The organism is Sphingomonas sp. PP-CE-1A-559 (assembly GCF_004340965.1).
GTDB lineage: Bacteria > Pseudomonadota > Alphaproteobacteria > Sphingomonadales > Sphingomonadaceae > Sphingomonas.
In genome coordinates, this window is sequence record NZ_SLYA01000021.1 from 1 (window position 1) to 13272 (window position 13272).

Here is a 13272-nt window from a genome sequence, read left to right on the forward strand (position 1 = left end):
TGTCGCCTACCCGATGCAAAACTCACGGATTTTGCAGCGGCCGAAAACGGCAGGAAGGCTCGATATCCGCCGATGCAAAAATCCGATGCATTTGGGGGGGGGGGGGCACGTTCGATGGCGAATTTCTGGCATGCAAGTCCGAAAGCCGCCTGTCCGCTTTCCTCCCCAACCCGGACATTCCCGAAATTCGATCTTTCCCGAGAAAGCCGGTCTTGGTAGCGCGTCATAAGCTATGCCGCGTACCTATAGCCCCGTCCCTACGGATCCGCGGGCCGGCGAAGCTGACCAGCACAACTTTAGGCTTGTGTATCCAGGGTCGACTAATGAACATGTCTCCTCAGGAGAACCACCCTGATTGAACAACGAAATATCAAAGCGCCATTCAGGGTATACCCGGATTGACGCGGAGCGTAATGACCTCCCGCCCTTTTTGTCGGTGACGGAAAAATCTCTGGATTTTGGTTTCCGTACACTCGGACAAAGCGATAGGGTTTTTCGCCTGTGCCACACATAGATTCGGGCGCCCCCGGTCGCCGGATCTGATGGCTGACGACAATCATGTGGTTTCGAACAGGTGGGGTGATGATCAAGAACGTCGATCGATGGGGAGCGAAACCGTCGCCCTTCCGACCATTCATCATGCAACCAGCTACGTATTTAGCTTATATCTTAGCACTTACTCCCAATCTAAGTCGACGATCGGCCGGTATTGGAGAGCTGTAAGCACCACGAGCCTGTGTCAAGTTTTCTCCTGCCACATGGATCGACACCCTTGGTGTTAGCATCCGGGCAATTTTAGCGTCAACCGTAATGGCTGCCGGTACGCGTATCATCGCCAATTCTGTCGACGGAAGAAAACTGCTTTGGCGACTGGCGCTTGTGAGATGCGCCAATGTGGTCGCTGACCATCCACCTGCGGCATAATCGAGGCTCAGATTGGCCCGATGCTGCGGTGTGGCCGCCTTAGGAAAGAGAGCATAGAAGGTGGTATTACGGTTGGCCGGGATGTTCTCATCCACCCGGGTCACATTGTAGTTAAATGACCAACCGAAGTTGGTCGCGATCTTACCGGACGCTGACAGCTCAACGCCGTAGCTTTCAAAATTTCCCACGTTGGCAAACCGAGTGACGGCGATCGGTTCCGGTGTCAGCACTACCGTTACATCAACAGACCCCCCTGGCGAGGCGATCAACTTGTCGGTCCGGGTATAAAAGAGGGATGCATCAAACCTTAGGCCTGACGCCAAGCTATGCGAATAGCTCGTCTCTGCACTCCAGACGGTGACTGGAGCAAGACGGGGATCGCCAGTTAGATATACCGGGATCGGAACTTCAGGCGCCGGAACGGTCACGCGTAGGCCAAAGCCGATCAGCGATGGCAACTGCAGGCCACGTCCGCCGTTAACCCGGAACCGGCCATTTTCGCTGACCTGGATGGTTGCAGCGGCGTTGAAGCTGACCGGCGTAATCGTGCGGTTATAGGCTGAGGCAGGATCAATCTGAGGTGCTGCCGGCGCCCCCCCCTGACCCAACCAAAGATGATCGAGCCGCAAAGCGCCCGTCAGCGAGAGGCGGGCAAGCGGACGAATGTCGATCATTCCGCTGACCGCTGCAACCTGATAACCAATGCGATGTGAAAACAGACTGTCGGAGCCGAGCTGGTTGTTGCGGTATTCGGTACCAATTCGAAGGGTGTCTGCCGCGCTTATTCTAACGAGCGCCGACGCGGACATCACGGTGATGCGGTTGCTCGTACGAAGATCGGCAACGCTGCTGTAGGGGTCAGAAATGGGCGTGGTAATCCCATAGTCCGCCTGCAACCAATTAGTGTAGACGCGGCCAGAGAGATTGCCCCAGTTGGTGTCGTGGTTCACCTGTAGTCCGGCGGTCTGATTGCGGAACCGTTGCTCGGTCAGAATCTGGCTCGGCAAGAATTCCAGTTGCCGGTTGCCGGTCAGCCCACCATTAAGTTCGATGGAGGTTGAGGCGCCAGCCTGAATTGCCAGCGTCGCGCTCACCTGATCGGCATAGATGCCCAATGTACGTGGCGGCTGGTAAAGTGCGCCTGGGATCGCGCGCTCGTCTTCCTTTTGATGTCCGCCAGTTACCTTCAAGCCGATAGTTGGGCTAACAGGTATGGTGAACGATCCGCCAATGCGGGCATAGCTATGGGTACCAAGTTCTGCAGTTGCACCAAGATGCGGATCTGAACCAGCGTTAGTGGTGATGATGTTGACGACACCACTGGCGGCATTGAAGCCAAACAGCGCAGTAGCAGGACCTCGGACCAACTCGATCTGCTGGATGTCATCGAGCTGCACACCAAGTAGGTTCCAGTTTGTCATGCCGTAATGATCAAGATAGACCTGTCGCCCGTCGACTAGAACAAGTAGCCTGGCGTTATAGGTCTGGACACCGCCGCGAACGGCAACGTCACTCTGGCCCGCGGTCCAGCGATTGACATCAATTCCGGCATAAGCCTTCAAGAGATCCGGTACACTGCGGGCTGGTGACCGCTCGATCTCGTCATGCGTAATAATAGTAATTGAGGCGGGAGCTTCAGACGCTCGCTGAGGCTTGCCAGTCACGCTGGTCGTAATCGGCTCACCGAAGGCGTCACCCAACGCAGCATAGTCGACGATCTGTGCATCGAGCCCGGTGGGTACAATCGCACCGATTGCGGTGGCGACCACAAGGGTAAGAAGGCGCCCCATGATCAGATTTCCTTGACGAGCATGAGGAAAGCGGACCCAAACCTGATACCGCTTCGACGCGCCGCAGCCTTATTCACGATGATCTGTGTTTTGCTCGCTCCGCTGATGCCCACAATGCATTTTCCCGCCACGACGCATCCAGCGTCGGCGGTGATTGTCAAAATAGATTGCGCGCTGGCAGCTGCGGCCACTTCGTCCTGGTGCGCGCGTAGACCCGTGGTAACGAACGCAGCCTTCGTGCCAGTCAGCTGGCCTAGGTTACTCACTGCCACCCGCCGCGTGCGGAGCGTCGCACGGCCCAGCGTGAAGCCACCAGTCAACATGCGCTCCATGTCAGACGCCTCCGCCTCCGAGGCAGCGTTGCCGGGCTGATAAACAATGCCGACCGGTACCAGTCCGACAGGCGATGGTTGAACGAATGATATGATACGGGCGGCAACGGGGACGTTGAGAACAGCCGACGGGGCCGTCGCCGCTGGCCAAATCATGCTAGTGACGAGGACTGGCCCCGCGAGGAAAGATAGATGTTTCACACGTATCCCGATCGTTTGTCCCGCCGGATAGCAACGGGATGTGTGCCAGTGGTTAATACCCGCCGGGAATGTGGCGGCGGATCGAATGAACCGTTCTGGCCTATGGCTATGTCTTTTCGAAACCTATGGACGGCACCTGTTTTTGCTCAGGCGGCCACCTGACAGGCTGTGCTGAACAATCGGACAGTTTCAGTGAATGATGCCGGTTTGCCGAATAAGTAACCCTGCCCCTGGGTACATCCCTTTAGTGAGAGCATCGCTGCTACCGCCGCGTCCTCGATACCCTCGGCCGTAACCTTCATGCCGAAGCTGAGCGCCAGCGAGATGATCGCATCGACAATCTTCTCGCTCTCGACGCTGTCAGTGAGCGATGTGACGAAACTTTGGTCGATTTTGATCTTGTCGAACCGGAGGCGTCGCAGGTTGGATAGGCTGGAATACCCAGTACCGAAATCATCCAGTGCCACGGATATCCCGCTTTGGCGGAAGGTTGCCAGCACACGTTCGGCCGCGACGATGTCATCCATCACCGCATCCTCGGTAATCTCGATCTCAAAACGCGATGGCGAGACGCCTTCAGCGAGGATGATGGCGATCAGTGCCTCGGCCAGTCCCGGTTCTTCGAACTGGGTCGGCGAAATGTTCAAAGCCAAACGCAAGTGAGCGGGGATCTGGCGCGCATCAATACACGCCTGTCGCAGGATCGAATTGGTCATCGCCGTTATCTGGCCAGTGCTATCGGCAAGTCTGATAAAGGCGTCAGGCGCTAGTAGCCCGAGACGAGGATGATGCCAGCGCGCCAGAATCTCAAAGCCGCATAGCCCCCCATCTGAGAAACGGACGATTGGCTGATAGAACGGCTTTACTTCGCTGCGGCCAATACCATCGCGCAATTCCTGCTCCATGCGTCGGCGCTCGAACCGCTCGGCTTCCATTGAAGGGGAAAATAGGCAGACGCCGCCCTTGCTGCCCCGCTTGGCTTCATACATCGCGATGTCTGCGGCATGCAGTAGCTCGCTCCCAGCGACCCCATCATTCGGGAAGCGGGAGACCCCGATGCTGGCACCGACCGTAATCGTGTTACTGCGCCAGGCGAGCGGTTGATGAAGCACGAGACTAGCTTGGTAGGCCAACGCCATGGCATCGCCTGTGCTCCCTTCGTCTGGCACGATTATAGCAAACTCGTCCCCGCCCAGGCGCGCAATAGTGGCATAATCCCCACAGACGCTATGCAGTCGGTGTGCAACCGTCATGAGCACCGTGTCGCCGGCAGCGTGTCCATGCATGTCATTGGCATCTTTGAAGCCATCGAGATCAAGCAGCACCACTGATAATCCTCTGCCAGCGGTCATGGCAGCGTCAATGGCAATCTCAAGCGCGTTACCGAACTCTCGTCGGTTAACGAGACCTGTCAGCGCGTCAGTGCGTGCGAGCTTCAGCGCCTCCTGCTCGGCGATACCGCGGCGCGTGATCTCCGCTGTCAGTTGGACACCACGTTCGGCTGCCAATGCGAGCCAAGCATAGGATAGGCCGGCGACGATCAGCACCGCAGCCGTAACTAATGCGACAAGCCATCGCGTCCGCCACGCAGCATCCTCGGCATGACGGTGCGCATCGGCAATGCCGGAGGCTGCGATTGCCTTGACCTCGGCCAGCACACGGTCTGCATTGGCACGAAACGGGCGCAGCATGGCAACGCTAGTGGAGAAGTCGACTTCCAGCATCGACGACACCACTCCAACCGCTTCATCATATTTGCCGAGCTCTGCAACGACCCGGGTAGCACGAGTGATGTCCCGAGGGTCGAGCGCCTCCCGCTGCCTGGCCAGATCGGCGCTGATCTGACTGATCCTATGGCGGATATTGATCAGGCGTCGGGTGCTGTCAGCGGCGCGGCCGTTAGCCGACGCATCAACCAGCAGGCGGTACAGGTTGCCATCTTCGTGGTCGAAGCGCGCGGCAAGCTCGCTCAATGAGACTGCCGTCTGCATGTCATGGTCAACGATGAGGCTGTTGGCATGTTGAACGTAGATGAGCGTGCCAAGGCAAAGTGTCACTGCCAGCACGAGCAATATGATCACGGCCTTGGGGCCAGCTATATACTGCGGTAGCCGCGACTTTCGTTCGATCTCGGAAACAGCGTTAAGGCTGGTCAACCCATCATCTGGTTGAACAAGGTCAGCAAAGCATTGAGCGCGAGCTTCTGAACATGCAAATTGCGGCCCCGGACCTATCTCGTTTTGCGCGAGACGCGAGGCACGGCGACCGATGCGAAAGGCGGCGCCTCGGATGGTTCGTCGTTCCAGCATGTTCAGCGCCTATGCCGCTGACAAGACTAACAAATCCTTTTGCGATCAAAAAAGATTTGCAATCCGCCCAAGCTTGATACCTCACGCGCAGGATCGGCGGTATGTCATCCCGAATCTACCGAGGAAACTATCAGCGCGAGCTAATCCCGCCGTCGCAAAAATGGGCGCATACCAGAGTGCCTCGTGAGCAACCATTCCGGTCATACAAAGCCGGGCCGGCGTGGCCAGTAGTGAAGCCGGACCAACCGGTCCGCCACGATCGAGATGCAAAGCGGAGAAGTACGTTACTGTGCCACTAAACGTCCGATGCGGCGCGTTGCTAGCAGGCCCGACATCAAGTGGGCGGTGAGTAGGATCTGCATATCGAACCATTTGTGATCACCGCATTTTCCGGTCCTTCCATGCACCAATCTTAAATATGTGGCCTCGGGTAAACTAAGATTGCCAGCAACCAATCAAATACCTAGATGCGCCTCCAGAAATGGAGCCCTGCTATGTCTGACACTACCCTCGATCTGAACCCCGTTGAGCTCGCCACGGAATTGACCATCGCGTGGTTAGCAAACCCCAACACGCGTACCAATGCTGACGACGTTCCGGCCTTCCTGAACAAAATGTACGAAACTGTTTCGGTACTGGTCGGCGGAAACGCTACGGCTGCTGAACCCGAGGCACCTGCTCAAGAATACACCCCGGCCGTGACGGCGCGTAAGTCGCTTGCCAGCCCCGATCACATCATCAGCATGATCGATGGCAAGCCGTACAAGACGCTGCGCCGCCACCTTGCGACTAACGGCATGACGCCAGTGGAGTATCGTGAGCGTTATGGCCTGAAGGCTGATTACCCCATGGTCGCTCCGACCTATTCGGAAGCACGTCGCACGATGGCGAAAAGCATTGGCCTGGGTCGCAAGCCCGGTCAAACCAATGCAGCCAAGGCAGACGCCAAGCCCACCCCGGCTCCGCGCAAGCGCAAGACCGAAGAAACGGCAGCCGAATAAGCCATGGCATAGCTTCCCGGAAAACGGGAGCCGAGCCCCTGTGGAAATGCAGTCTACGTCCCTGGAGGCGCGTCCTCAGGGCCTCCAGGGTCATCAGACGGCGATCATGGCCACTAAAGGGCACGATGCGCAGGTAGCGGGTCTTCAGGGGCCCGGCTCGCTGCCACCAGCCGGAAAATGCCTGTAAAAGGTTGCGACCGAGACGCCGATCGCCTCGGCTACGTCCCGGGGACGATCGCCCGCAGCGAGCAGCTTCATAGCCGTGGCCCTCTTTGGCGTCAGGACCGACTTGCGCCCCCTGCCCGGCCCGTTCTTGCGACGGGCCGCCAGTAGCCCGGCCATTGTGCGTTCGCGGATCAGCTCACGCTCCATTTCTGCGATCGACGCCAGAATGTGAAAGAGCAACCTGCCGGTCGGCGTCGCTGTGTCGATCCCGTCGGTTAGGGACCGTAACTCGATACCGCGGGTAGCAAGGTCAGCTGCCAGTTCGACAAGGCCCTTCATCGAACGGCCAAGGCGGTCGAGCTTCCAGACGACGAGCGTGTCTCCCCGGCGAGCGACGTTCAACGCTTCTGACAAACCCGGACGGTCGGTTTTCGCGCCACTCGCCTTGTCACTGCAGATCCGTTCGCATCCCGCAGCGGTCAGAGCGTCCGTTTGCAACGTCAAATTCTGGTCAGATGTCGAGACCCGGGCATATCCGATGAGCATCAGCGGGGAATCCGCCATGTTAGGGCGCCTGCCTCGGAATGCGGCGAAGCGATCTGCGCTCTCACGCAGCGCGTCGCCGTCGGGGCCGTCGAAGGCGGGCGGTGGTACGCGAAGGTTTAGCCGGCCAGGCGCGCTCGATCCTCGCGCGCTGGGTTGATGATTACAACACCGAGCGGCCGCACTCCTCGCTCGGCTACGCCACACCAGCGGCGTTCGCCGCCAATCTCGAAAATCAACGGTCGGGTTTAAACCCGCCCGTTGCTTCACCCGCGCTCCTGCGCGACTACAACGGTCGGTCTCTGGTTGCCGCTGGATGAAAGGCGGGGGTCACGTCACTAGGCACGTTGCCGCCAGCGGGATAATCGATGTCGTAAATTTGGAGATCACGCCATGCCTGGTGCGCTGCTCGCGCTGCTCAGTGTCCCTGCCCCTCCGGTACCGTTCGCCACACAGCGGACGGAGGTCGTTGCGTTCACCGCCAGCGATGTCACCTGTTCAGGCGAGCCGATAGTAGCCGCTAACATCGTTCGGCCTTTCACAGCCGTTGCAACGCGTTACGGTCCCGCCGTTACCGAAAGCCCCTCACCCACATATCGGTTCTCCTTCGTAATCGATGCGCAGGGGCGCGCCCGCACGATCCGCCGTGATAGGACGGAATCGCCGGGTTGGTATGTCGACACGAGCGATCTTGCCCCTGCGCTGGCGGCTTCGAGCTTTCCAACCGGAATGCCGCAGGCAAAATGCAGCGTGTCCTTCAAGGTATCGGTCACGCCGATCGAGAAGGCGTCGATGCCGGATTTGTACGAACTGGCGAGCCGTCCGGACTCCATAGGATTCGCGCCTGCCCTGTTTGAACGAGTTCGCCCCGCAGACTCAAACTGCCCCCGCGAGCCAGGCCAGTACCGGCGTCTTAACCTGCCGGCCTTCGAAAAACTGTCGCAACCGGCGCGCCGACCATCTTGGGTGTTTCTGGCATTCGACGTGAACGCCGCAGGTAAGCCTGGCAACGTCCAGACATTGGGTACGTCCGGCGATACAGGGCTCGAGCGAGCCGGCCGAGAAGCTTTGCTGGCCAACCGCTATGAGCCGGGAGCGGGTTTTCACGGATGCACCTATCACTTCTACCATAACGGAAGCGCCCACCTGGCGGCCCCCGTACCGGTGCCAGACACGCCCCTGGATACTGGAGACCAGCCCGGTTGTATCGTGGATCCCAAATCGATCCCGGGTCTTCTCGACGGAAGCGCCTACCCCAGAGCGTTCTGGCGCCGCGGAATCGAAGGGGCGGCCGTAATTGGCTATGATACGGCGCCATGGGGAGCGGTAGGGAACGTAAGGGTTCTAGGTTCTGAACCGGACGAGGCGTTCGGCGATACCGCGCGCAATGCGCTTTCCAATGCGCGGGTAGTAGAAAGCGATTTAGGCCGTCGAGGCTGTGTTCAGCGGGTCAAGTTCAAGCTTCCGCCGAAGAGCACCCGGTAACGAGCACTGCCTGGCTGGCGTTCCCGATCGGGAACGCCATAGGCTTCTCAATTGGCGTTCCCTTTTGGGAATGGCGGAAACGTCCATATGCCGTCACTGCATAAAGGCTAGAAAGTAAATCTTGAGTTGTTTTGGCCTATGCGATGTCGTGGTCCGGTCTGATAAGAAAGGTAGTAGCTATGCTGTCTCCCCTTGATTATCTGTTTGCGTGGTATGGATTGACACTAGCGTTAAAAAGGCAGGCCAGTGTAATCCGGTGTGCAATGCTAGCGCCTTTGGCAATATGTGTTTCGAGCTGCTCTAGGCAGGCTACAAATCTAAATCCTGAAGACGTGAAATTTGGTCTAAACATAAATAGATTAGTGGCCACTCGTTTTGACACTACCGCAAAATCGAAAATTCAATATGGATATCTGAACCGCGAAATAAACTGCGTCACGGGACACGTGGTATTTGATGTAACAAAGCCAGACGCCAAGCCATCTGCGTGGTTTATCTTGTTGAATAATAAGCTTGTTATATTAAGCAATGAAACCAGACAGTATAATGATTACATAATCGATTGTGGTCGCCGCGCAAATGATCTTGATAAAAGGCTGGGCAGATCGCCGAGTGCAGCGGAATGAAACTCTGTTATGTTGCCCGACACCCATTTTGACCAAAGATTATTCCACTGAAATCTCCAGTATTTCGGTTATCATCACGTCACCGAATGCGATTGCCGCTTTCCCCTCCGAGCCGGATATTCCCGAAAGCATCCCTCGCGAGAATGCCGGCTCGGGCAAGAACGCCCAGTTGCGGACGTTCGGGATGCCCAACAGCTAACCCCAAAGCGGACGGCGTTGTTGCCTCACTGTGCTGAAAGCCTCATCCCTCGATCATGAAAACCGATATGTCAGCTTATTCAGGCCCCGCGATTGCATGCCTGTTGTCGCTTGCAGCAGCTGGCTGTGGATCACCAGCACCGAAAGTGCCGGACACAGCGCCGTTCCGGTACAATGGCACAACACTAACTTTCCCAAAAGGAACCGTAGACGCGCGAATAGAGGAGGGCGCTAAGAAGAGTGCGTATGCCCGCTTAATACCGGACCTGCCCAAATCGGGTAGCCCGGTTGACGCTAGATATTACATTGATCTCGGCAGGGGACATACTGGAAAGAGCTATGCTGGCGGGTATTGGCTTGGATTTCATCAATATCCGTCGAATAGCGTGCAAACTAAATTAGATAAAGATTATACAATGTTTTGTCCGGCACCGGACGGGCTGATACTATTTTTCCAGTGCGCGGTACTTCTGCGAAGTCTGCCCGCAGCAGCGATCCAGTTTAAAAACGCACCCTTATCACGAGAATCGGCTCGATCAATGGTAAGAGATGCCGAACTATATCTGACACGGGCGAAGACGCGAAGAGCCACTGATCGAACGTCGGAACGACGGTTATCAGAACCAACGCCAAGAAAGCCCCTCATCTTTGTTCCGTATCCCTACAAGCATTGACCTATTGTCTTCGCTGGTAGGACTTTTGAGCGCCCGAAGCATGCAGGATGAGCGAAGGGGTGGAAAAAACTAGGGTCATGGCTCGTTGGCGAACTTCCGCTTACCCGCCAATTTCCCCGAAAACGGTCAGGCCGTTATCTTTCCCAATGCTGAATACTCCCCGAGCCGAGTGCGGCGGAGATCCCCTCCGCCGCGGCCTTAACAAGCTACCGGCAACGCTAGGGTATCTGACCCAGCGCCGCACAATGTACCCCAGCCATACCCCGTCTCGAAACGCCCAATCTTGGTCATCGGGACAACACTCTTTGCTTCCCGAAAGCGGACATTGCGACCTAACGAGTAATCCTGTTATCAAGCGTCATGGACACCCCAAAGATCGAGCAACTTTGGTCAAACCTTTGGGCATCTCGCACGGTTGCAAAAGCTTTTCGGTTGCGCTTTGAACTGGGTGGGGAAGAGTTCGATAACACTACGCAATCGGTTCCACGATTCCTCCAAGCCCATCGACGATCGACGGCAATAGCCGACGCGCTGTTTAGTGATAGTTGCTTTGGTATTGTCGCATGGAACGATAGACCGCCATACCATGCTGGGCTACCTGAGGAAGTAGAAGATGGATTCGCTGCTCTGCGTTCTACCGGGTTTGATGCGCCGCAAGTTAGTGAATGGCAGGCGGCAGTTTATCCCGATCCGGGTGATGATGAGGACTATGTTTGGCATTTACGTGGCTATGACCTCAGCCACCACAAGGTCCTCCGTGACACGTTGCTTTGGCATGCGGTCGCGACAGAAATGCCCATATACCCGAGCGCTCCCGTTTTAACATTTCTCGTTGACTTAGAATCTTCTACAATGCTGCACGTTTACGATGATAGGGGCATGGACGTAATCAGCGACGATCCCGCCAAGCTTCAAGTCCTCTACGTAGAATTTGCAGATTGGCTTCTCGATTATGATCGCGAACGTATGGCCAAGATGTTCTAACTACGTCTGCTTTAATACCACTCTCGTTCTAGAGCTGCCAGTCTGCTTTCTTTCCCATTCCGGACATTTCGCTACCGATTGCGGCGGATACCCCATCCGGCGCAGCGGCACACACCCCGCACAAAACCAACGTTTGTTAACAGCGCATGGTACGTTGCACCCCGTAGATACCCCAATCGGCCCGCGACAAAAGGCCATCTGCATTGGAATGGATCGCGTACTCGCGATCGCCCGCGAACGATCATCAATGCGCTACGTAGTCGCGAGTAACTAGTTTAAGCCGAGCTTGTCGTTCAGATTGCCCATTCGACATGCTGTCCCATACGTCGCGGCGCTGTGGAAGATTACGCCGTCATCAAGCGACGTACTCAGTTCTTTACTGGTTGGGATACTCAAAAGATCTATCTATTATTCATAATGCCTGTATTTGGCCTACGAGATTATGAATGGACGTTTTGGTGGTAAAAAAATACCAAATTTTCCTCGGTTTGCGCGCGCTCGGATGCTTGCTATTTGGCAGTCTCGTTCCAGTCGCAGGGGCCTCGTCTCAGCAATCCCCGCAGCACGCTGCCCCTGGCGGATCAGGTGCTCATGAATCCGTTAGGTGGGGCGATAAAGCAGGTGAGGCTGAATTTCATATCGTTGGCGATACAGCGGTCATAACGCTCAGGCTTCCAAGCAACGAAGTGCTGCTCGTACGCCGCATCGAAAATCCTGACGATGCTTTAGCCGTTCTGGCGGATCAGCGACTACGCTTTAGCTGGGAAGCTGTCCTCAGATGGGCAGGCTCCGATCTCGTCGTGCTTCGTGATAAGGCACTGCTACGCGCCAGAGCTGCAGCAGATGTAGGGTTGCCAAATGGTGATCCCAGGGGCCCCGCAGAAGAAACTTCAGGTGCTCTGCAAGCGTCAATACTTCAGTACGCGCGTATACTAACCCAGTCGGGGCGCCGAAAGGAGGCGATAAACATACTGAATCGGCAGTTATCATTGACGACAACAACTGCAGACTCACAATATGACCGAATGATGCTAGTTATCAAGCTGGCGAGCATACTCTTCGAGGGTGGCGATACTTCCCAGGCCATTAAAGTGCTAGATAAACAGGTTAAAGATACAACCACGCTGCCGGACGCACGCTTGAATTACCAAGTAGCGTTAGCGCAATACCTAGCTAGAAGCGGAAGTTATAATCGGGCGTTAGAAATTATAACGAACGCCTCAGCCCAATTTTCAGTATCCACCCCCCAAGATTCTGAAAGTGTAAAAGTGCCCGGTAGCGATGCTCAATTCTCTTGGATACGAGCATGCGCCCTGAATGGCGTTGGCAGAGAAGCAGAATCTAGGACTATAATGGCGTCACTTGATACGGCGTCACATCCGGTAGATTTGTCCCCGCTCATTAGACAAGTAAGGCTGAACGCCTTTTTGTGCATGAAAGATCACAAGCAATTATCGGCGGAACTGTCGAACCTGATCGCGACGGAGCCTCCCGCGTCGGAATTATTTCAGTTCATACAGCCAGGCAATCGGTCATATCTGCCGGAGCGAGCGGTTTTGGCGATGGCGCTCAAGAATCCGATGATCTTGAACGCGACGAGCGGGCACGTGCGCTTCCTCGACGGTCCACTTACACCCGCCGTTCGAGAGTGGCGCGATGAATAATTTACCAGTTGGTAAATAACGCTAACAATAGGCTGTCTCGTACCCATTCTTGGCGCCCCCAACCGTAGGCGTCTTACTTTATTATGCGGCGGAGACACCCTCCGCCGCGTCCACCCAAACTTCACCCAATCACAGCCTTTCGTGCCGTGCTGTACCCCGATGATACCCCGTCTCAAAACGCCCATTCTCGGCCGTTTAGGTCGTCGCGTCGTCAGCCCGAAAGCAGCCATTCGTTCAGAGCGATCTTTTCCATCCCGGCCATTCCTGATGCAAAAATCAAACAGACTGTGTGAGAACCCGGCCTGAGGATTCCCGTAGATCGCGTCGCGTGGTATGTTTGTGGCATGGCGCATCTGTCTGGAACGGACCGCTCGCA

General features: G+C 56.3%; 10 protein-coding genes. 6 read left to right on the forward strand and 4 right to left on the reverse strand.

Going from position 1 to position 13272, the window contains the following annotated elements:
* Positions 1-662: 662 nt before the first annotated feature.
* The 3 genes from C8J42_RS19610 to C8J42_RS19620 form a co-directional block, all read right to left on the reverse strand.
* Positions 663-2714, reverse strand: a complete 2052-nt coding sequence (locus C8J42_RS19610; RefSeq protein WP_133021493.1) for a TonB-dependent receptor — start codon at positions 2712-2714, stop codon at positions 663-665.
* 2 nt (positions 2715-2716) lie between these two features.
* Positions 2717-3046, reverse strand: coding sequence for a YfiR family protein (locus C8J42_RS20275; RefSeq protein WP_162236997.1), 330 nt, complete (start codon positions 3044-3046; stop codon positions 2717-2719).
* A 347-nt stretch (positions 3047-3393) separates the two neighbouring features.
* A complete protein-coding gene (locus C8J42_RS19620; protein ID WP_165895580.1) occupies positions 3394-5328 on the reverse strand; it encodes an EAL domain-containing protein in 1935 nt (644 codons plus the stop codon).
* Positions 5329-6050: 722 nt separating this feature from the next.
* Between C8J42_RS19620 and C8J42_RS19625 the strand changes: the two genes are divergently transcribed.
* The gene (locus C8J42_RS19625; protein WP_056413502.1) at positions 6051-6557 is read left to right on the forward strand and encodes a MucR family transcriptional regulator; all 507 of its coding nucleotides are present in this window, start codon (positions 6051-6053) and stop codon (positions 6555-6557) included.
* 144 nt (positions 6558-6701) lie between these two features.
* Here the strand turns inward: C8J42_RS19625 and C8J42_RS19630 are convergent, their stop codons facing one another.
* On the reverse strand, positions 6702-7268 hold the full coding sequence (locus tag C8J42_RS19630) for a recombinase family protein (protein ID WP_107956072.1): 567 nt from the start codon (positions 7266-7268) through the stop codon (positions 6702-6704).
* Between the two features lie 38 nt (positions 7269-7306).
* Here C8J42_RS19630 and C8J42_RS20585 point away from each other — a divergent pair, with 38 nt between their 5' ends.
* From C8J42_RS20585 to C8J42_RS19655, 5 genes are all read left to right on the forward strand, one after another.
* Entirely contained in the window at positions 7307-7585 is a 279-nt protein-coding gene (locus tag C8J42_RS20585; RefSeq protein ID WP_347812425.1) for an integrase core domain-containing protein, read from the forward strand.
* A 73-nt stretch (positions 7586-7658) separates the two neighbouring features.
* Complete coding sequence (locus C8J42_RS19640) at positions 7659-8750, forward strand: TonB family protein (RefSeq protein WP_133021496.1); 1092 nt, start codon at positions 7659-7661, stop codon at positions 8748-8750.
* A 579-nt stretch (positions 8751-9329) separates the two neighbouring features.
* The gene (locus C8J42_RS19645; protein ID WP_133021497.1) at positions 9330-9575 is read left to right on the forward strand and encodes a hypothetical protein; all 246 of its coding nucleotides are present in this window, start codon (positions 9330-9332) and stop codon (positions 9573-9575) included.
* Positions 9576-10608: 1033 nt separating this feature from the next.
* On the forward strand, positions 10609-11232 hold the full coding sequence (locus tag C8J42_RS19650; RefSeq protein ID WP_133021498.1) for a DUF3885 domain-containing protein: 624 nt from the start codon (positions 10609-10611) through the stop codon (positions 11230-11232).
* Positions 11233-11678: 446 nt separating this feature from the next.
* On the forward strand, positions 11679-12896 hold the full coding sequence (locus tag C8J42_RS19655) for a hypothetical protein (RefSeq protein WP_133021499.1): 1218 nt from the start codon (positions 11679-11681) through the stop codon (positions 12894-12896).
* The last annotated feature ends 376 nt before the right edge of the window (positions 12897-13272 follow it).